20 protein-coding genes and 1 pseudogene are annotated in these 17,927 nt (G+C 69.6%); 7 read left to right on the top strand and 14 right to left on the bottom strand.

The annotated features are described in order from the left end of the window. Positions 1-111 precede the first annotated feature (111 nt). From plsY to A3AG_RS0129675, 6 genes are all read right to left on the bottom strand, one after another. Entirely contained in the window at positions 112-720 is a 609-nt protein-coding gene (plsY, locus tag A3AG_RS0129650; RefSeq protein ID WP_018008897.1) for a glycerol-3-phosphate 1-O-acyltransferase PlsY, read from the bottom strand. A gap of 121 nt (positions 721-841) precedes the next feature. After that, positions 842-1,333 carry a Cys-tRNA(Pro) deacylase gene (ybaK, locus tag A3AG_RS0129655; protein ID WP_018008898.1) on the bottom strand — a complete coding sequence of 164 codons (492 nt, stop codon included), beginning with the start codon at positions 1,331-1,333 and terminating at the stop codon, positions 842-844. Positions 1,334-1,356: 23 nt separating this feature from the next. Continuing rightward, the gene (gene xerD, locus A3AG_RS0129660) at positions 1,357-2,295 is read right to left on the bottom strand and encodes a site-specific tyrosine recombinase XerD (protein ID WP_018008899.1); all 939 of its coding nucleotides are present in this window, start codon (positions 2,293-2,295) and stop codon (positions 1,357-1,359) included. Next, on the bottom strand, positions 2,292-2,771 hold the full coding sequence (locus A3AG_RS0129665) for a methylated-DNA--[protein]-cysteine S-methyltransferase (RefSeq protein ID WP_018008900.1): 480 nt from the start codon (positions 2,769-2,771) through the stop codon (positions 2,292-2,294). The genes xerD and A3AG_RS0129665 overlap by 4 nt, the downstream gene beginning before the upstream one ends. A gap of 293 nt (positions 2,772-3,064) precedes the next feature. Beyond that, the gene (locus A3AG_RS0129670; protein WP_018008901.1) at positions 3,065-4,033 is read right to left on the bottom strand and encodes a tripartite tricarboxylate transporter substrate binding protein BugE; all 969 of its coding nucleotides are present in this window, start codon (positions 4,031-4,033) and stop codon (positions 3,065-3,067) included. A gap of 103 nt (positions 4,034-4,136) precedes the next feature. Beyond that, complete coding sequence (locus tag A3AG_RS0129675) at positions 4,137-4,832, bottom strand: chalcone isomerase family protein (RefSeq protein ID WP_018008902.1); 696 nt, start codon at positions 4,830-4,832, stop codon at positions 4,137-4,139. 157 nt (positions 4,833-4,989) lie between these two features. Between A3AG_RS0129675 and A3AG_RS0129680 the strand changes: the two genes are divergently transcribed. Further along, positions 4,990-5,883, top strand: coding sequence for an AEC family transporter (locus tag A3AG_RS0129680; RefSeq protein ID WP_018008903.1), 894 nt, complete (start codon positions 4,990-4,992; stop codon positions 5,881-5,883). A gap of 16 nt (positions 5,884-5,899) precedes the next feature. Here A3AG_RS0129680 and queG read toward each other — a convergent pair whose 3' ends face one another. After that, on the bottom strand, positions 5,900-7,114 hold the full coding sequence (queG, locus tag A3AG_RS0129685; RefSeq protein ID WP_026164565.1) for a tRNA epoxyqueuosine(34) reductase QueG: 1,215 nt from the start codon (positions 7,112-7,114) through the stop codon (positions 5,900-5,902). A 16-nt stretch (positions 7,115-7,130) separates the two neighbouring features. Here queG and tsaE point away from each other — a divergent pair, with 16 nt between their 5' ends. After that, complete coding sequence (tsaE, locus tag A3AG_RS0129690; protein WP_026164566.1) at positions 7,131-7,643, top strand: tRNA (adenosine(37)-N6)-threonylcarbamoyltransferase complex ATPase subunit type 1 TsaE; 513 nt, start codon at positions 7,131-7,133, stop codon at positions 7,641-7,643. After that, positions 7,637-9,151, top strand: a complete 1,515-nt coding sequence (locus tag A3AG_RS0129695) for an N-acetylmuramoyl-L-alanine amidase (RefSeq protein ID WP_018008906.1) — start codon at positions 7,637-7,639, stop codon at positions 9,149-9,151. The genes tsaE and A3AG_RS0129695 overlap by 7 nt, the downstream gene beginning before the upstream one ends. Before the next feature lie 66 nt (positions 9,152-9,217). Here A3AG_RS0129695 and A3AG_RS0129700 read toward each other — a convergent pair whose 3' ends face one another. Next, positions 9,218-10,243 (bottom strand): bile acid:sodium symporter family protein, encoded by a 1,026-nt coding sequence (locus A3AG_RS0129700; RefSeq protein ID WP_018008907.1) that lies wholly within the window; start codon positions 10,241-10,243, stop codon positions 9,218-9,220. Positions 10,244-10,347: 104 nt separating this feature from the next. On the opposite strand from A3AG_RS0129700, the gene A3AG_RS0129705 reads away from it, so the two are divergent. Beyond that, complete coding sequence (locus tag A3AG_RS0129705) at positions 10,348-11,265, top strand: LysR family transcriptional regulator (RefSeq protein WP_018008908.1); 918 nt, start codon at positions 10,348-10,350, stop codon at positions 11,263-11,265. Positions 11,266-11,325: 60 nt separating this feature from the next. On the opposite strand, the gene A3AG_RS0129710 is transcribed toward A3AG_RS0129705, so the two are convergent. Next, positions 11,326-12,105, bottom strand: a complete 780-nt coding sequence (locus tag A3AG_RS0129710) for a class I SAM-dependent methyltransferase (protein WP_018008909.1) — start codon at positions 12,103-12,105, stop codon at positions 11,326-11,328. 157 nt (positions 12,106-12,262) lie between these two features. On the opposite strand from A3AG_RS0129710, the gene A3AG_RS0129715 reads away from it, so the two are divergent. After that, the gene (locus A3AG_RS0129715; RefSeq protein ID WP_018008910.1) at positions 12,263-13,072 is read left to right on the top strand and encodes a helix-turn-helix transcriptional regulator; all 810 of its coding nucleotides are present in this window, start codon (positions 12,263-12,265) and stop codon (positions 13,070-13,072) included. An 18-nt stretch (positions 13,073-13,090) separates the two neighbouring features. Here A3AG_RS0129715 and A3AG_RS0129720 read toward each other — a convergent pair whose 3' ends face one another. Further along, entirely contained in the window at positions 13,091-13,849 is a 759-nt protein-coding gene (locus tag A3AG_RS0129720; protein ID WP_018008911.1) for a 3-hydroxyacyl-CoA dehydrogenase, read from the bottom strand. A gap of 117 nt (positions 13,850-13,966) precedes the next feature. Here A3AG_RS0129720 and A3AG_RS34640 point away from each other — a divergent pair. Both A3AG_RS34640 and A3AG_RS0129725 read left to right on the top strand, forming a co-directional pair. Then, positions 13,967-14,177 (top strand): annotated as a pseudogene (locus A3AG_RS34640) (type II toxin-antitoxin system Phd/YefM family antitoxin). Further along, positions 14,174-14,569: a type II toxin-antitoxin system VapC family toxin gene (locus A3AG_RS0129725; protein WP_018008912.1), complete on the top strand. Its 396-nt coding sequence runs from the start codon at positions 14,174-14,176 to the stop codon at positions 14,567-14,569. Before A3AG_RS34640 ends, A3AG_RS0129725 begins: the two are co-directional and overlap by 4 nt. An 88-nt stretch (positions 14,570-14,657) precedes the next feature. Here the strand turns inward: A3AG_RS0129725 and adk are convergent, their stop codons facing one another. The 4 genes from adk to lpxK form a co-directional block, all read right to left on the bottom strand. After that, entirely contained in the window at positions 14,658-15,323 is a 666-nt protein-coding gene (gene adk / locus A3AG_RS0129730) for an adenylate kinase (protein WP_018008913.1), read from the bottom strand. 384 nt (positions 15,324-15,707) lie between these two features. After that, on the bottom strand, positions 15,708-16,517 hold the full coding sequence (gene kdsB / locus A3AG_RS0129735) for a 3-deoxy-manno-octulosonate cytidylyltransferase (protein WP_018008914.1): 810 nt from the start codon (positions 16,515-16,517) through the stop codon (positions 15,708-15,710). A 10-nt stretch (positions 16,518-16,527) separates the two neighbouring features. Further along, a complete protein-coding gene (locus tag A3AG_RS0129740) occupies positions 16,528-16,731 on the bottom strand; it encodes a Trm112 family protein (protein WP_012351886.1) in 204 nt (67 codons plus the stop codon). Continuing rightward, positions 16,712-17,815: a tetraacyldisaccharide 4'-kinase gene (gene lpxK / locus A3AG_RS0129745; RefSeq protein WP_018008915.1), complete on the bottom strand. Its 1,104-nt coding sequence runs from the start codon at positions 17,813-17,815 to the stop codon at positions 16,712-16,714. Before lpxK ends, A3AG_RS0129740 begins: the two co-directional genes overlap by 20 nt. Between the last annotated feature and the right edge of the window lie 112 nt (positions 17,816-17,927).

The raw sequence follows: 17,927 nt of genomic DNA on the forward strand, positions 1-17,927 counted from the left end.
GACCCCCAGAAGTCGGAGACAACTTTATGGGGTCGGTTCACAAGCGGGGGAGGGAGTACGCCGCTGGCGTGCTGATGTGGCCAGCCGCGCGTTATTCAGCGGACTGCATGCTCAAACCTTCTTCTTCTCCCCGATCCGGCTTTCCTTCCCCGCCAGCAGCTTGGCGATGTTCTGCCGGTGCCGCGCGATCAGCAGCACGCTGATGACGAAGATCGCGCCGGCCATCACGTCGACGCCGTTCATCAGCACATGGAAGAACGGCGCGAAGATCGCCGCCACCAGCGCCGCCAGCGACGAGTAGCGGAAGAAGAAGGCGATGATCAGCCAGGTGGCCAGCGTGCCCAGGCCCAGGACCGGGTCGATCGCCAGCAGGATGCCGGCCGCGGTGGCCACGCCCTTGCCGCCGGCGAAGCGGTGGAACACCGGAAACAGGTGGCCCAGGAACACCGCCAGCGCCACCATGGCCAGGCCGGTGTCGGTAAGGCCGTGCGCCGGGCCGAAACGCGCCGCCAGCCACACCGCCAGCCAGCCCTTCAGGGCATCGCCGATCAGCGTCAGGATCGCCGCCTTCTTGTTGCCGGTGCGCAGCACGTTGGTGGCGCCGGGGTTGCCCGAGCCATAGGAGTGCGGATCCGGCAGCCCCATCAGCTTGCTGACGACGACAGCGAAGGAAACGGAGCCGATCAGGTAGGCGGCAAGGGCAAAAAGCAGATTGGCCATGTGGAGTGCGATGTTTTCGGGCTGGCGCGATTGTAGCGCGCCAGGGGCCCCGCCACGACCGTGACTTCCCGGATTGGCGTGGAGCCTTCCTTCGACCTGAAGTGGGGCCAGGCGGGCGGCGTCAGTCCGGCAGCGCGCACTGCACCGGCTGGGCGTCGAGCAGCGCGGGCAGCAGCTTCGGGTCCAGGCTGACCAGGTAGCCGCGGCGCCCGCCGTTGATATAGATGCGCGCCAGCTCCAGCACGGTCGCTTCCACATACACCGGCATGCGCTTCTTCGTGCCGAACGGCGAGGTGCCGCCGACCAGGTAGCCGCTGTGCCGCTGCGCCACCTCGGGCTTGCACGGCTGCACGCTCTTGCGCCCGGTCTGGCGCGCCAGGTTCTTGGTCGAGACCGAGCAGTCGCCGTGCATCAGCACCACCAGCGGCTGCGCGCGCTCGTCTTCCATGACCAGGGTCTTGATCACCTCATGCTCTGGCACGCCCAGCTGGCGCGCCGATTCGCCGGTGCCGCCGTGCTCGACATAGTCATAGGGGTGCTCGCCGAAGGCCACGCCGTGCTTGCGCAGCGCTTGCGTGGCCGGGGTTTCCGAAACGTGCCTGGTTTTGCTCATGACAGTGGCCGCCGCCTTGGCCTTCAGCCGCGCGGATGGTGCTGCTGGTGCAGCTCGCGCAGGCGTTCGCGGGCGACGTGGGTATAGATCTGGGTGGTGGAGATGTCGGCGTGCCCCAGCAGCAGCTGCACCACGCGCAGGTCGGCGCCGTGGTTGAGCAGGTGCGTGGCAAAGGCATGGCGCAGCGTGTGCGGCGACAGCGGGGCATGCACGCCGGCGTCGCGCGCATGGCGCTTGATCAGGTGCCAGAACGCCTGCCGCGTCATGCCTTCGCCGCGCTGCGTGACGAACAGCGCGTCGCAGGCACGCCCGGCCAGCAGCAGCGGACGCGCGCCGGCCAGGTAGCGCCGCAGCCAGTCGCCGGCCTGCTGGCCGAACGGCACCAGCCGCTCCTTGTCGCCCTTGCCGCCGACCACGCGCGCCACGCCCTCGTTCAGGCCGATCTCGACGGTCTTCATCTGGGTCAGCTCCGATACGCGCAAGCCGCTCGCGTACATCAGCTCGAGCATGGTGCGGTCGCGCAGGCCCAGCGGCGTGTCGGTGTCGGGCGCCTCCAGCAGCGCCTCGACCTGGGCCTCGGTCAGGGTCTTCGGGTAGCGCGGCGGCTGCTTGGCGGGGCGCAGCAGCAGGCAGGGATCGGCCTGCACCAGGTGCTCGCGCAGCGCCCACTGGTAGAAGCGGCGGAACACCGCCAGGCGCCGGTTGGCCGACGACGCGCGCGTCTGCGTATGGCGCGCGTTGAAGTATGCCGACAGCGCGCCGTCGTCTGCGCCGAGCAGCTCGCCGCGCTGCTCCTGCTGCAGCCAGCGCGCCAGCAGCGTCAGGTCGCGCCGGTAGGCATCGATGGTGTTGCGCGAGAGCCCGTCCTCCAGCCACAGCGCATCGCAGAAGCGGCTGACCAGCGCCACGTCGGCAGCGCTGGCGACAGCGGTGGGCTCGGCTGCCGCCGGCTTGCCGCTCATATCAGCATGGCGCGCTCATGGCGCAGCAGCCAGCGTTTGACGTCGAGATAAAAGCCGTCCTCGGCATGGTGCGAGAAGCCGCCGATGCCGCGCGCCGAGACCACGCGATGGCAGGGCACCAGGATCGGGAACGGGTTCTGCCCGCACGCCTGGCCGACCGCGCGCGGCATCGCGCCGATGGCTTCGGCGATGGTGCCGTAGGTGGTGGTGGCCCCGGGCGGCACGGCGCAGATAGCCTGCCACACGCGCTGCTGGAAGGCGCTGCCGGCAGGTGCCAGCGGCACGTCGAAGGCGGTGTCGGGATCGTCGTAATAGGCCGCCAGCTGCGCCGCGAGCCGCTGCGTCAGCGCATCGGCCGGGGCGAGGCCCTCGACGTGCCCGGGAAGGTACACGATGGCCCGGATGCGAGCGCCGTCCGTGCGCACGCCGATCTTGCCGAACGGGGCGGTAAGGATGGCGTCGTAGGGTGCGGGCATGGCGGTCAGGCTGGGGCGAATGCTGGATTTTAGTGCTTTTTGGACGCGATGCTGTCGTCCCGAAGCTTGCAGCGGGCTCCCTCTCCCGCCTGCGGGAGAGGGGTGGGGGTGAGGGCGGGCGCTGGCCGGAGCCGCCGTGCGGGATAAAACCATGGGCTTCGCTTGGGGTGGCTCCCAGCTGAGCCACCCCTCACCCCGATCCCTCTCCCCGTGAGGGGAGAGGGAGAACACCTTGCTTGAGCGAGCTCGGGCGGCTTGGGAGCACCCAGAACCGCCCTTTCTGCCGAGGGCTCTTACTGCTCCAGCTTGATGTTCTGCACCTTGACCAGGTTCTTCATCTTGTCGAATTCCTTCTTGATCTCGGCCGCGTGCTGCGCCGGCGTGTTGCCCGACGGCTCGGCGCCGGCGGTGCGCAGGCGCTGCTGGAAGTCCTTGTCCTGCAGGGCCTTGACCGCGGCTTCGTTGAGCTTCTTGATGACTTCGTCAGGCGTGCCGGCCGGCGCCACCAGGCCGTACCAGGCCGGATCGTTCGGCTCCTTCAGGCCCATTTCGCCGAAGGTCGGCACATTGGGCAGCGACTCCAGGCGCTTGTTCCACGCCACTACGATCGGGCGCAGCTTGTTGGCCTTGATGTAGGGCATCGACGACGGCAGGTTGTCGACCATGATCGGCACCTGGCCGGCCAGCACGTCGTTCAGCGCCGGGCCCGCGCCGCGGTACGGGATATGGACCATGAAGGTCTTGGTCGAGACCTTGAACTGCTCGCCCAGCATGTGGCCGAAGCCGCAGGTGCCCGACGACGCGTACGAATACTTGCCGGGGTTGGCCTTCAGCACGGCCAGGAACTCCTTGTAGTCCTTGGCCGGGAAGCTCGGGTTCACCGCGATCACGTTGGCCACGTTGGCCAGGTTGGTGATGGGCTTGAAGTCCTTGATCGGGTCGTACGACAGCTTGGGGTTGCAGGCCGGGTTCACGGCCATGGTCGAGACCGTCGAGATGCCGATGGTGTAGCCGTCCGGCGCGGCCTTGGCGATGGCGTCGGCGCCGATCGAACCGCCCCCGCCGGCGCGGTTTTCCACCACCACCGGCTGGCCCAGGATGCGGCTCATCTGGTCCGCCGCGCCCCGGCCGACGATGTCGGTGGTGCCGCCGGGTGCGAACGGAATGATCAGGCGGATCGGCTTGGTGGGGTAGCTCTGGGCCTGCGCCGCGGTGGCGGCGGCCGCCAGGGCCAGGGTCAGTGCGAGTTTGCCAGCTTGCATGAGATCATGTCTCCCGTCAGAAATCCGGGCAGGGTGCCGCCCGGAAGCAAAAAAACCGTCGCAGTGCCACAGGTCGGGCGGTGCGCCGGCAGCGTAATCTGGGTCAGCCGCCCAGCAGGCCGCGCTTGACCCCGGCGTCGACCGGGCGTTCGCCCAGGAACACCCGCAGCAGGGCCTGGTAGAAGTCTTCGCCGGGGATCGGCCGGCCGCGCGGCGTGCCGTTGATGGCCACGACCGTCCCGGTTTGCGGGGAAAAATCCACGTTGATGACGTCGCCCTTGTGCGCGGTGCCGATCTCGCCCAGGACGCGCCCGAACTGTTCCAGCCGTGTCGCCAGCGCCTGCATCTGCGCCTCGCTGTGGTTGTCGCGCATGCCCTGGCGGATCGCGCGCACCACCGCCGGCGGCTCGGTCTCGCGCAGGATGCGTAACTGTAGCCGCTTGGCGCCGGGCGTGCCCAGTACCACGGCGGCGTTGCGGGCCTTTTCCTCCAGGTACAGCGCCGCCACGTAGCCCTTGGTCAGGAAGCCCGCGCGCAGTGCCGCGCCATTGAGTTGCAGTTCCTTGCCGCCCACGCGCGCCGCGTCGTCGAAGCGCACCCCGGCGATCTCGACCGCGCGCGCCGGCCCCGGCACCGCATGCACCGCGGCCACGGCGCCGAGCGCGGCCAGCATGACGGCCAGGCGCAGGCGGCGGCCCGGCCGGAGGCCAGGGCAGAAACGGGAGCGGAGGAGGGTGTCCACGCGCAGGCGCGCGGAACGGATGCGGGACAACATGGCGGCAGGCGTACAACTTGGCATGCCATGCTGCCCGAAATCTGGAAAAATACCTATCCGTATCTGCCCTAGTCTGCACATTCCGGGCTGTTTTGCCGTTATCTCTCCCCGCCGCGGTTTCCGTGCGCTGGCTGGCGGGCCAGTTGCAGCGCCATGCCACTGCCAACAACAACAACCCTAGATGCCTTCCGCCCTCCTGCTGGTCCCGGACTTCAGCCTGATCCTGATCGGCTGGCTGCTGGTGCGCTATTCCCCCTTCGACCGCGCCTTCTGGGGCGGGGTGGAGCGGCTGGTCTACTTTGTCCTGTTCCCGGCGCTGCTGCTGCAGTCGACCAATACCGCGGTGCTGGACTTCTCCTCGACCTCGGCCATGCTGGGACTGGCGCTGCTGGTGCTGGCCACCGGCGTGGCCGGCGGCTACGCCGTCAAATGGGTGCTGCGCCCCGATGCGGCCAGCTTTGCCTCGGGGCTGCAGACCGCGTTCCGCTTCAATTCCTATATCGGTCTGGCGCTGGCGGCGCGCCTGGGTGGCTCGGAAGGGCTGGCGCTGATGGCGGTGATCGTCGGCTGCACCGTGCCGCTGTGCAACGTGCTGGCGGTGTGGGCGCTGGCCCGGCATGGGCAGGCCGCGCTGTGGAAGGAACTGGCGCGCAACCCGCTGATCCTGGCCACCGCCGGCGGCCTGGCGACCAACCTGATGGGGCTGCATGCGCCCGAGGTGCTGGGCATGACGCTGAACCGGCTGGGCTCGGCGTCGACCGCGCTGGGCCTGATGACGGTGGGCGCCGGGCTGCAGATGAGCGGCGCCACCGGCACCGCCGGGCCGGTGGCGTGGTGGACCGGGGTCAAGCTGCTGGCGATGCCGTGCGTGGCCTGGCTGGTGGGGCGGCACCTGCCGCTGACCGCGCTACAGTACCAGATCGTGGTGCTGTACGCCTCGCTGCCGACCGCCTCCAGTGCCTACATCCTGGCCGTGCGCATGGGTGGCAACGGGCCGATGGTGGCGGCGACGATCTCGCTGATGACGGTGGCGGCGATCGTCACCACGCCGCTGTGGCTGGCGCTGGTGAGCTGACCGCTGAGCTCTGAGGTCAGCCGGCCCGTTGCGCCGGCGGGCCGCCCTGGGCCAGGGCCCAGTCGATATGTTCCTGCACCATGGGGGTGGCGGTCTCGCGCCGCGCCAGCAATGCGGCGCGGATGCGCGCGGCCAGCGCCGCGTCCTCCGCGCGCGTGCCGGACAGCGCCGCGCGCAGGCTGTTGCCCAGCCCGACCGCGAGGTTGCGCAGCCAGCGCTCATGGCCGATGCGACGGATCGGACTGCCTTCGAGGCGCTGGTTGAATTCCGCTTCGGTCCAGGCGAACAGCCTGACCATGTCGGGCGCGTCCAGGCCATTGCGCACGTCGAAGTCAGGTACCGTGGCCACGTGCGCGAACTTGTTCCACGGACACGCCAGCTGGCAGTCGTCGCAGCCGTAGACGCGGTTGCCCATCGGTGCGCGGAATTCCACCGGGATCGCGCCCTTGTGCTCGATGGTGAGGTAGGAAATGCAGCGGCGCGCATCGAGCCGGTAGGGTGCGACGATGGCGCGCGTGGGGCAGATGTCCAGGCAGCGGTGGCAGCTGCCGCAATGGCCGGATTCGGGCGGATCGGCCGGCAGCGGGATGTCGACCAGGATCTCGCCGAGGAAGAACATCGAGCCGCCGTCGCGGTCCAGCAGCAGCGTATGCTTGCCGCGCCAGCCGAGTCCGCCCTGGCTGGCCAGCGCCACCTCCATCACCGGGGCCGAATCGGTAAAGACGCGGTAGCCGAACTTGCCGATCTCGGCCTCGATGCGGCTGGCCAGCTGCTGCAGCCGGCTGCGCAATACCTTGTGGTAGTCGCGCCCGCGTGCGTACAGCGACACCACCGCGGTGGCCGGGTCGTCCAGCCGCGCCAGCTCGTGTCGGCGCCAGTCGGGGGCCTGCGCGTGCGCGCCGGCGGCGGCAAGGTACGGCATGCGCGCCACGATCGCGCGCACCGTGCCGGGCACCAGTTCGGCCGGACGGGCGCGCCGCAGGCCGTGGTTGGCCATATAATCCATGTCGCCGTGGTAGCCCTGCGCCAGCCAGGCCAGCAGTCCGGGCTCGGCGTGGGCGAGATCGACATCGGCGATGCGCACCGAGGCAAAGCCCAGCGCCACACCCCATGCGCGGATCGACGCGGCCAGCGCCGCAAGCTGCCCCGGGCCCGCGGCCGCATGGCCGCTGGTGTCTGGTACTGGTGTGGGCGGCGTATCCGCCTGCCCGGGGGCGAATCGGTCGATCATTCCTGAATTGTACGCAATGCCCTTGCTCGAAGAACGCACCCTGACGCTGCCCGACGAAGCCGCCACCGCGCGCTTGGGCGCCGCGCTGGCCGCCGCCGTGCAGGCCATGCCGCCGCGCACGGTGCATGTGCAGCTGTCCGGCGACCTGGGCGCCGGCAAGACCACGCTGTCGCGTGCGGTGTTGCGCGCGCTCGGCCATGCGGGCAAGGTCCGCAGCCCTACCTATACGCTGTGCGAGCCCTATGATGTCGCCCGCGCCGACGGCTCGCCGCTGACGGTCTACCACTTCGACCTGTACCGCTTTGCCGATCCCGAAGAGTGGCTCGACGCGGGTTTTCGCGACTGCTTTGCCGAACCGGCCTTCAACCTGGTCGAGTGGCCGGAAAAGGCCGGGCGCCTGCTGGGGGAACCGGACCTGCACGTGTTGCTCCAATCGGACATGGCCGGCGCCGATGACGCCGGCGAGCGGCGGATCGCGACCTTGCGCGCCTATACTCCCACTGGACTTACCTTGCTGAACGCATGCTGATCAAGCGACTTGCCACCGACCGCCCCGATGGACCCGACGGCCTGCTGCAGGCGCGCCGCAAATGGATGGCGCAGGCGCTCAAGCTGGGCGCCGGCACCGCCGTGCTGACGCTGGCCGGTCCGCAGATCGCGTTCGGCGCCGGCATCGTCGCGGTGCGCGTGTGGCCGGCCGAGGACTACACCCGCGTCACCATCGAATCCGATGCGCCGCTGGCCGCGGTGCACCAGATGATCCGCGACCCCGACCGGCTGGTGGTGGACATCGACGGCCTCGACCTGTCGCCCACGCTGCGCGAGCTGGTGGCCAAGATCACCCCGAATGACCCGTATATCCAGACCGTGCGCGTCGGCCAGAACCGCCCGCGCGTGGTCCGCATGGTGTTCGACCTGAAGGAGAACGTGGCGCCGCAGGTGTTCACGCTGGCGCCCATCGGCAGCTACCGCAACCGGCTGGTGTTCGACCTGTACCCGGTCAACCCGCCCGACCCGCTGTGGAAGCTGGTGCGCGACACCGAGGAAAAGCAGCGCCGCTTTGCCACCTCCGACCCGGCGCCGGGCGCGGAAGGCATCGCCGGCGCCCCGGCCGGCGCCGAGGAAGACGCCATCGGCGCGCTGGTGCGCCGCTTCGACGAGAAGGGCGAGGTGCCGCCCACCACCGCGCCGCCGCCGGTGGCCGTGGCACGGCCGCGGCCCCCGACGCCGTCCACGGCACCGGTGCCTCCCGTGCCGGCCCCGAACGCACCGGTGGTGCCGCCGGTCGCGCGCGACAATCCCACCGCCGAGCGTCCGTTCAAGATGCGCCGCCTGCTGACCGTGGCGATCGATCCCGGCCATGGCGGCGAAGACCCGGGCGCGATCGGCGCGGCCGGCTCGCGGGAAAAAGACGTGGTGCTGCAGATCGCGCACCGGCTGCGCGCCAAGATCGATGCCCAGCCCAATATGCGCGCGATGATGACGCGCGACGCCGATTTCTTCGTGCCGCTGAACGTGCGCGTGCAGAAGGCGCGCCGGGTGCAGGCCGACCTGTTCGTGTCGATCCATGCCGATGCCTTCCTGTCGCCCGAGGCGCGCGGCGCGTCGGTGTTCGCGCTGTCCGAGCGCGGCGCGTCCAGCACCGCGGCGCGCTGGCTGGCCAACAAGGAAAACGCCTCCGACCTGATCGGTGGCGCCAACATGGGCAACAAGGATGCGCAGGTGGCGCGCGTGCTGCTGGACCTGTCGACCACCGCGCAGATCAACGACAGCCTGCTGGTGGGCAAGGCGGTGCTGGGCGAGATCGGCGGCATCAACAAGCTGCACAAGGCCCACGTCGAGCAGGCCGGGTTTGCGGTGCTGAAGGCGCCGGACATCCCGTCGATCCTGATCGAAACCGCCTTCATCAGCAACCCGGAAGAAGAGCGCAAGCTCAACGACAACGCGCACCAGGAACAGCTCGCCAATGCCATCCTGAAGGGCATCCGCTCGTACTTCGCGCGCAATCCGCCGCTGTCGAAGAATCCCTCGGTCTGAGCCGTCGCGCCGGCGGCAGGCACAAAAAAACCGGGGCATGCCCCGGTTTTTTCATGGCCGCGCGCTTCAGGCGCGCGCCGTGGCCTGGTCTTCCAGCAGCGCGTCGCGGTTGGCATAGCGCGACGCGATCACCGAGCAGACGATCAGCTGCAGCTGGTGGTAGACCATCAGCGGCAGCACCAGCAAGCCCAGCGCCGGATGGCCGGCAAACAGGATCTTGGCCATCGGGATGCCGTTGGCCAGGCTCTTCTTCGAGCCGCAGAACACCGCGGTGATCTCGTCCTCGACCGAAAAGCCAAGGCGGCGCGCGGTCAGCGTGGTGAAGCCCAGCACCACGAACAGCAGCACCGCGGCGATGCCCATCACCGCGCCGATGGTCTGCCACTGGTACTGGTGCCACAGGCCTTCGGCGGTGGCGTCGCAGAACGACGAGTAGACGATCAGCACGATCACGCCACGGTCGATCTTGTTGGTGATGTGCTTCTTCCTGGCCAGCCAGCTGCCGATCAGCGGGCGCAGCAGCTGCCCCAGCGCGAACGGCAGCAAGAGCTGCAGCGCCACGCCGGTCAGCGCCTTGCCCAGCGGCATCGACGCGCCGCTGGCGCTGATTACCAGCCCCATCAGCAGCGGCGTCACCAGCATGCCGATCAGGCCCGAGATGGTGGCGTTGAAGATCGCGCCCGAGACATTGCCGCGCGCCATCGAGGTCATGGCCACCGACGACGACACCGTGGACGGCAACGCGCACAGGAAGAACACGCCCAGCAGCAGGTCGGCCGGCAGCGTATTGCGCAGCGACAGCATCAGCAGCGCGCCCACCACCGGGAACACCACGTAGGTGAAGACCTGCACGAACACATGCAGGCGCCAGTGCTTGGCCCCCGCCACCAGTTTGTCCCGCGACAGCGCCGCGCCGTGCAGGAAGAACACCAGCGCCACGCCCAGGCTGGTCACCACGCCGAGATGCAACGGGCCGTCGCCGGTGCCGAGTTCGGGCGCGGCCAGCGCGATCGCGATGGCGCTCAGCATGACGAGCACAAAGCCGTCGATCAGGTCATAGAGCTTCTTGAGATTGCGGACAATACGGGACATGACTGCGGGTGAAATCCTGCGATGTTAGGGTTTTGCCTAGTATTGGACGCCACCCGGGTCTAGAATGCAAATTCATTTATAGAATCTATTTATCTGCTTGTTGCATGAATTACACATTGCGCCAGTTGCGCGTGTTCCTGGCGGTGGCCAGCAGCGGCGGCTTCAGCCGGGCCGCGGATGCGGTCGGACTGACCCAGCCGGCGGTCAGCCGCGGCGTCGCCGAGCTGGAAGATGCGCTTGGCGTGCGCCTGCTGGACCGCACCACGCGTGAAGTGGTGCTGACCGAGGCAGGCCATGCGCTGGCGCCGGCGCTGGAACGACTGCTCGGCCAACTGGACGACACCCTCGAAGAAACGCGGCAGCTCGGTGAGCGCTATCGTGGCCGCGTAGTGATAGCCGGCGCCCCGACCATCTCCGCCCGGCTGATGCCGCTCTACGTGGCCGCCTGCGCCGCGCAATATCCGGAGATCCGCCTGATCGTGCGCGACAACGTCCAGGCCGACGGGCTGGAGCAGGTCCGTGCCGGCGCGGTGGATTTCGGCGTGCTGATCGATCCGCTGGTGCGCGACGGGCTGCTGGTGGAGCCGGTGGCGACCGACCCGTTCTGCTTCGTTTGCCGGCGCGACCATCCGCTGGCGCAGGCGGAATCGGTGCCGTGGTCGGCGCTGCATGGCATGCGGCTGGTGCTGCTGGACTTTGCGTCCGGCAGCCGGCCGCTGATCGACCGCGTGTTCGGCCGCCATGGCGTGGTGCCGCAGGTGGTGCAGGAACTGGGCCATTCGGCCAGCGTGTTCGGCATGGTCGAGGCCGGCATCGGCGCGTCGGTGCTGCCGTCGTTCTCGCTGCCGCTGCCGGCGGCGTCGCCGCTGGTGTGGCGCCCGCTGGTGCCGCGCGAGGAACGCAGCATCGTCATGGTGCGGCGCGAAGACCGCTCCTTGTCGCCGGCCGCCGCGGCGGTGTGGGAGCTGGTGCGGCGCCTGACCGTGCGGGCCGAGGCGCCAACGATCAGCGCCGCGGCCTGAAGCGCTGTCCTGGATCGCCTGCCTTGGATCGCCCGCGCCCAGCCAGTCCAGCCAGTCCTGTCAGCGCGCGGTGACCATCACCGCTTCCAGCTCGAAGCTGCCGTCTGCCTGCACGCGATAGTGCTCGCGCACTTCGGCGGGCGCCACCTGCCACAGGTGCCGGATCGCATCCACTGCAAGCGCCGGCGTGCGCATGCGCCGCACCCAGCTGTCGAACTCGATGCCGATACGCCAGGTTTCTGATACGGCAATCGCGTCCGCGGCAAAGCCCGCGGCTTCGAACATCGCGCGCCAGCCCGCCGGGGTGTAGTCGCGCACGTGCGAGGGGTCGCGCAGCAGCTCGACCGATTGCAGCCAGGTATCGCGCAGCGGGTCCGGCGCGCCGGCGATATCGATCAGTACCACCTTGCCGCCGGGCTTGAGCACACGGCGGATTTCCGCCAGCGCGGCCGGCACGTCGCGCCAGTGGTGCGCGCTCATGCGCGACACCACGGCGCAGAAGCTGGCATCGGCGAACGGCAGTTGCTCGGCCGCGCCCTGGCGGGTGCGCACGTTGGCGAGCCCGCGCTCGCGCGCCGCGGCCTCGACCACCGCCAGCATGTCGGCCGACAGGTCGCAGGCGGTCACCTCGCCCGCCACCGCCGCGGCGGCAAAGCTGGCGTGACCGGCGCCGCTGCCCAGGTCCAGCACGCGGCTGCGCGGGCGGTTGGCCGCGGGAATCAGCGCGGCAAGTTCGTCCTTCAGTTGCTGCAGGTCCGCCCCGCTGGCGTGGACCGCGCTGGTGAGATAGGCGCTGGCGGTGGCGCCGAACTGGGCGGCGACAAGTTCCTGTTGCTGCATGGTGCTGGGCTCCTTGCGCCGCGGCCGAGCCAGGTCGGGCGGCGTTGTTGTTGTCGGGAAGGGGCTTGCCCGCGAGGCGGGTCCGGCATACTGTAGGCGGGCCAATTTCCCGGTACAAGTCACCGCTTTATCCTGGTATAAGCGCCACCAGCCTGTCATGCCGCCACTCGTCCCCCCTGCCCATCCTTCTTCCTCGCCAGCATCGCGCGAAGCCGTGCTCGGCGCCTTCCTGCGCGCGCACCGCGAACGCCTGGCGCCCGCGGACGTGGGGCTGGCGCCCGGCCAGCGCCGCCGCACGCCCGGCTTGCGCCGCGAAGAGGTGGCACAGCTGGCAGGACTGAGCACGACCTGGGTGACATGGCTGGAGCAGGGCCGGCCGGTGGCGCTGTCGGCGCGCGCGCTGGCCAGCCTGGCCGCGGCGCTGCGGCTGTCGCGCGCCGAGCGCGCCTACCTGTTCGAGCTGGCCGGGCGACGCGACCCGCAACACGCCGCCGGCGAGCCGGTGCCGCCCGCGGTGCTGGCCAGCGTGCATGCCATCGGCGGGCCGGCGTACCTGCTCGACCGCCAGTGGACCGCCCTGGCCTGGAACGCCGCTGCCGCCGAACTGTTCACCGGCTGGCTCGACCCCGCCGGCACCGAGCGCAACCTGCTGCGCGCGATGTTCCTGTCGCCGGCGCTGCAGGCCCTGGTGCAGGACTGGCCGCATCGCGCCGCGCGCCTGGTGGCCGAATTCCGCGCGCACAGCATCCGCCACGCCGACGAGGCGCCGACGCGGGCATTGATCGAAGGATTGATGGCAGAGAGCGCGGACTTCCGCGCCGCCTGGCTGTCGCAGGACGTGGAAGACCGCGAGGGCGGGCGCCGCGGCTTTCGCCATCCGCGTCAGGGGGCGCTGCAGTTCGAGCAGCTGACGCTGGTGCCCGCGGCGGCGCCGGGGCTGATGCTGGTGATGCTGCTGCCCGGCTGAGCGGGCAGCGCGCGGCGCTTACTTGGGCTGCATCCGGATCGCCCCGTCCAGGCGGATCACCTCGCCGTTGAGCATGGGATTCTCGATGATCGAGCGCGCCAGCTTCGCGTATTCGGCGGGCCGGCCCAGCCGCGACGGGAACGGCACCATCTTGCCGAGCGCGTCCTGCACCTCCTGCGGCATGCCCAGCAGCATCGGGGTCTCGAACAGCCCCGGGGCGATGGTCATGCAGCGCACGCCGTCGCGCGCCAGGTCGCGCGCGATCGCCAGCGTCATGCCGACTACGCCGCCCTTGGACGCGGCATAGGCGGCCTGCCCGATCTGCCCGTCGAAGGCCGCCACCGAGGCGGTGTTGATGATCACGCCGCGCTCGCCCTCGCTGTCCGGGGCGTTCTGCACCATCGCCGCGGCGGCCAGGCGGATCATGTTGAAGGTGCCGATCAGGTTGATGCGGATGGTCTTGTCGAAGGCATCGAGCGGATGCGGGCCGTTCTTGCCGACCGTCTTGTTGGCGGTGGCAATGCCGGCGCAGTTGACCAGGCCGGCAAGGCGGCCGAGCGACTGCGCCGCCGCGACCACGGCCTGGCCATCGGCTTCCGAAGTGACGTCGCAGCGCACGAAGCGGCCGCCGGTCTCGGCCGCCAGCGCCTGCCCGGCGGCTTCGTTCAGGTCGGCAATGACGACCCTCGCGCCGGCTTCGGCTAGCAGCCGGGCGGTGCCGGCGCCAAGCCCGGAGGCGCCGCCGGTGATGATGAAGACGTTGTCCTTGATTTCCACGATGGTGTCTCCTCGGTTTGGTTTCCGTTTACGTAAACGTTAAGCATTGTACGGAGGCGGGGCCGATGTGCAAGGGGATGAGGTGCGGTTTCGGGTCGGCACGGCCCGCGGGCGGGGGTGACACACAAAGCGCGCGCCCTCGAATATTTTCGCCAGGTCGAAACCACCGGAGAACCGGTGATTGTGACCGACCACGGTCGACCAACGCTCGAGGTGCGGCCATATCGGTGGACTGGACCGGGACCCGCTCGAGGTGTTGCGGGGCGCCGTGGTCCGTTACGACGGGCCCTGCGACCCCGTGGACGGGGGCTGGGAGGCGCTGGAGTGATCGTCCTGGACACCCACGCGCTGCTATGGTGGACGGCCGGGAGTGCTGAATTGAGCGGTGCGGCGCGCACAGCCATCGCACGCGAGTTGGCCGAGGGGGACATTGTCGTGTCGGCCATCTCCGCCTGGGAGGTTGCCATGCTCGTCGAGCGCGGACGCCTGGTCCTGACCATGGACGTGGACGCATGGTTGGCCACGGTCGCCAAGATCGACGTCGTGCGGTTCCTCCCTGTAGACGCAGGCATCGCTGTCAAGTCGGTCAACCTGCCAGGCGATTTTCACAAAGACCCGGCGGATCGCATGATCGTGACGACCGCCCGCATGCTTGCCGCACCGTTAGTAACCCGTGACGAGAAGATCCGCGCCTACCCGCACGTCAGGACGATCTGGTAGGCGCGCCAGGTCGTAACGCTGGCATCCTGCGCAAAAAAAAGCGGCCGGGCGGCCGCTTTTTTCAGGGTTGTCTGCACCAGCGAGACAATTACTTCAGCGCCTCGAACACCCGTGCCGTGATCTCGTCGACGTTGCCGACGCCCAGGATCTTGCGGTACTTCGGCGGCGCCACCTTGGCCGCGGCGTCGCCGTTGGCAGCCCATGCCGAGTAGTAGTCGACCAGCGGACGGGTCTGCTGCGAGTAGACGTCGAGGCGCTTCTTGACGGTCTCTTCCTTGTCGTCGTCGCGCTGGATCAGCGGCTCGCCGGTCTCGTCGTCGACACCCTCGGCCTTCGGCGGGTTGTACTTGAGGTGGTAGGTGCGGCCCGATGCCACGTGCACGCGGCGCCCGCTCATGCGTTCGATGATGGCGTCGAACGGCACGTCGATCTCGAGCACGTAGTCGATCGCCACGCCTGCGTCCTTCATCGCCTCGGCTTGCGGAATCGTGCGCGGAAAGCCGTCGAACAGGTAGCCGCTCTTGCAGTCGTCCTGCTTCAGGCGGTCCTTCACCAGGCCGATGATGATGTCGTCCGACACCAGTCCGCCCGCGTCCATCACTTTCTTGGCTTCCACCCCCAGCGGCGTGCCGGCCTTTACCGCGGCGCGCAGCATGTCGCCCGTGGAGATTTGCGGAATGCCGAACTTCTCGCAGATGAACTTGGCTTGCGTGCCTTTGCCGGCGCCGGGCGCGCCCAACAGGATCAAACGCATTTACGGGTCCTCAGAGTTTTTAATCTGGTATGGCGGGAGATCAGAAGGAGGGTAACGCCGTAACTTGACGCGAGACTGACTGCGGTCCCTGTGCGCGCTGACTGCGTTCAGCGCGGGCACGGCTCAGCGTACCCACGCGTACGGCCGGCGGCGGCTGCCAGGGGGATGGCGGCGCGGCACACCGGACGGGCTCTATCTTTATCTCCCCACCGAGCCTTGGCCGGCGGCGCGATCGCTCGCGCCGGCGGGGCGGCTCTGTATCGGCAAGCATTATGCCATGAGGCAGCGGGGATTCGGCCCGAAATCGGCCCCCCGGTTCGGTTGCAGCAGAATCGACCTGAGCGGGCAGGCACCCGCGCCGGGGTTATGCCAGGGGGATGCGGGTCAGGGCCCTTCCTGCGCCATCGACTGCGCCCACAGCGCGCGCACCCGCTCGAGGTCGGCCTGGGTGTCGACGCCGGGCGCGGGCGCGGCGGCGGTCTGCATCACCGCGATGCGCTCGCCGTGCCACATGGCGCGCAGCTGCTCGAGCGCCTCGGCCTGCTCCAGCGGCGCCGCCGCCAGCGTCGGGAAGCGACGCAGGAAGCCGGCGCGGTAGGCGTACAGGCCGATATGGCGCAGCACCGGCATGTCCGGCAGCGGCACCCGGGCCGACGCGGCGGGCATGGCCGGCACGCCGGACCACGCGTCGCGCGCCCACGGAATCGGCGCGCGCGAGAAATACAGCGCGCGGCCGGCGGCGTCGCACACCACCTTGACCACGTTGGGATTGAACACCTCGGCGCTGTCGTGCAGCGGGTGGGCCGCGGTGGCGATGGCGCAGTCGGCGTGGTGCGCCAGGTGCAGCGCGACTTCGTCGATCAGCGCCGGCTCGATCAGCGGCTCGTCGCCCTGCACGTTGACGACGATGGCGTCATCGGCCAGGCCGAGTTGCGCGGCGACCTCGGACAGGCGGTCGGTGCCGGAGGGGTGGTCGGCGCGGGTCAGCACGGCTTCGATGCCGTGCGCGGCGCAGGCCTGCGCCACCGCGGGCGCGTCGGTGGCGACCACGGTGCGCTGCGCCGACGATGCATGCGCGCGCTCGGCCACGCGCACCACCATCGGACGCCCGCCGATATCGGCCAGGGGCTTGTCGGGCAGGCGGGTCGAGGCCAGCCGTGCCGGAATCACCACGGTAAAGGCGGGGAGGGTCATGGCGCGCGGCTCAGTTGCCCGCCGGCGCGTCCGGCTCGATCACGCGGCCCGGCACCGACTGGCGGGCCTCGTCGGCCAGCATCACGGGGATGCCGTCGCGGATCGGGTAGGCCAGCTTGTCGGCGTGGCAGATCAGCTCCTGCGCGGCGCGGTCGTATTCCAGCTTGCCCTTGCACAGCGGGCAGACCAGGATTTCAAGCAGCCGGTTGTCCATCTCGGTGTTCCTCGTTGCGCCCGGCGGTGCCGCTCGCGGCGGCCGGCGCGGTCGGCGCGGGTTGGATTTGCGCCTGCACGGCGCGGCGGATTTTATCGATCAGGCCCGCATCGATCACGGGCCTGGTGGGCACGACCCAGATGCGCGGGTCGTCGAAGCGCTCGCATTTTACGGCATCCTTCTCGGTGATCAGGATCACGTCGGCGTCGAGGGCATCGGGATGGTCGACGAACGGGTCGACCACGAAGTCATAGTGGTCGGGCAGCGGCAGGGTCTTCGGCGCCAGCCCGGCGCCGCGCAGGCTGGCGAAGAAGCGCTCGGGGTTGCCGATGCCGGCGGCGGCCAGCACGCGCCGTCCCGCAAAGGCGCTCAGCGGCCGCGCCATGGTGGGATCGGCAAGCTGCCAGGCGTCATCCAGCTCCAGCCGCATGCCGTATACGCCGGGGCGGTCGGGCGTGGCGCGGAAGTTGGGGTCGTTGATCAGGGTGGCGTCGCGCGGGCGCGAGAGCGGCTCGCGCAGCGGCCCGGCCGGCAGCATCAGGCCATTGCCGCCCATGCGCGCGTCGAACATCACGATCTCGAAGTCGCGCTGCAGCTTGTAGTGCTGCAGGCCGTCGTCGAGCAGCAGCACGTTGATGCCGGGGTGCGACACCAGCATGGCCTGCGCGCACAGCGCGCGGTCGGGGTAGACCCAGACCGGCACGTCGGTGGCGCGCGCGATCAGCAACGGTTCGTCGCCGACGTCGGCTGCCTGCGAGGTGGGCTTGACGCGGCGCGGGTGCTTCAGTTGCACGCCGTAGCCGCGCGAGACCACGCCGGGCCGCAGCCCGGCCTCGGTCAGCGCATGCGCCAGCGCGATCACCGCCGGGGTCTTGCCGGTGCCACCCACGGTGACGTTGCCGACCACTACCACCGGCATCGGCAGCCGCGTCGACCTGAACCAGCCGCGCTGGTAGCCATGGCGACGCACCCGCGCGACCAGGCCGAACAACAGCGAGAACGGCAGCATCAGCCACGCGAACCAGCCGCGGCGTTGCCACTGGGCGGTCACGAAGTCGGCAAGGGCATGGCGGGGAACGGGCATGGACGCGGCGGGCGAGAGTCGATGGTCGGGATGCGATTGTAGTGCGCTCGCGGCTTCGCCCCTCGGGGCGGCCCAACCATTATGGGCATTGCCGTGCGCATGGGGCAAGCCC

Origin of the sequence: Cupriavidus neocaledonicus, assembly GCF_000372525.1 — a bacterium.
Classification (GTDB): Bacteria; Pseudomonadota; Gammaproteobacteria; order Burkholderiales; family Burkholderiaceae; genus Cupriavidus; species Cupriavidus neocaledonicus.

Excerpts from the sequence above, each read along its gene's own strand:
- A3AG_RS0129710 (WP_018008909.1), bottom strand. The coding sequence starts at position 12,105 with ATGCAGCAACAGGAACTTGTCGCCGCCCAGTTCGGCGCCACCGCCAGC.
- A3AG_RS0129700 (WP_018008907.1), bottom strand. The coding sequence starts at position 10,243 with ATGTCCCGTATTGTCCGCAATCTCAAGAAGCTCTATGACCTGATCGAC.
- plsY (WP_018008897.1), bottom strand. The coding sequence starts at position 720 with ATGGCCAATCTGCTTTTTGCCCTTGCCGCCTACCTGATCGGCTCCGTT.
- adk (WP_018008913.1), bottom strand. The coding sequence starts at position 15,323 with ATGCGTTTGATCCTGTTGGGCGCGCCCGGCGCCGGCAAAGGCACGCAA.
- kdsB (WP_018008914.1), bottom strand. The coding sequence starts at position 16,517 with ATGACCCTCCCCGCCTTTACCGTGGTGATTCCGGCACGGCTGGCCTCG.
- queG (WP_026164565.1), bottom strand. The coding sequence starts at position 7,114 with ATGATCGACCGATTCGCCCCCGGGCAGGCGGATACGCCGCCCACACCA.
- A3AG_RS0129695 (WP_018008906.1), top strand. The coding sequence starts at position 7,637 with ATGCTGATCAAGCGACTTGCCACCGACCGCCCCGATGGACCCGACGGC.
- A3AG_RS0129705 (WP_018008908.1), top strand. The coding sequence starts at position 10,348 with ATGAATTACACATTGCGCCAGTTGCGCGTGTTCCTGGCGGTGGCCAGC.
- lpxK (WP_018008915.1), bottom strand. The coding sequence starts at position 17,815 with ATGCCCGTTCCCCGCCATGCCCTTGCCGACTTCGTGACCGCCCAGTGG.
- ybaK (WP_018008898.1), bottom strand. The coding sequence starts at position 1,333 with ATGAGCAAAACCAGGCACGTTTCGGAAACCCCGGCCACGCAAGCGCTG.
- A3AG_RS0129680 (WP_018008903.1), top strand. The coding sequence starts at position 4,990 with ATGCCTTCCGCCCTCCTGCTGGTCCCGGACTTCAGCCTGATCCTGATC.
- A3AG_RS0129675 (WP_018008902.1), bottom strand. The coding sequence starts at position 4,832 with ATGCCAAGTTGTACGCCTGCCGCCATGTTGTCCCGCATCCGTTCCGCG.
- A3AG_RS0129740 (WP_012351886.1), bottom strand. The coding sequence starts at position 16,731 with ATGGACAACCGGCTGCTTGAAATCCTGGTCTGCCCGCTGTGCAAGGGC.
- A3AG_RS0129670 (WP_018008901.1), bottom strand. The coding sequence starts at position 4,033 with ATGCAAGCTGGCAAACTCGCACTGACCCTGGCCCTGGCGGCCGCCGCC.
- xerD (WP_018008899.1), bottom strand. The coding sequence starts at position 2,295 with ATGAGCGGCAAGCCGGCGGCAGCCGAGCCCACCGCTGTCGCCAGCGCT.
- tsaE (WP_026164566.1), top strand. The coding sequence starts at position 7,131 with ATGCCCTTGCTCGAAGAACGCACCCTGACGCTGCCCGACGAAGCCGCC.
- A3AG_RS0129665 (WP_018008900.1), bottom strand. The coding sequence starts at position 2,771 with ATGCCCGCACCCTACGACGCCATCCTTACCGCCCCGTTCGGCAAGATC.
- A3AG_RS0129715 (WP_018008910.1), top strand. The coding sequence starts at position 12,263 with ATGCCGCCACTCGTCCCCCCTGCCCATCCTTCTTCCTCGCCAGCATCG.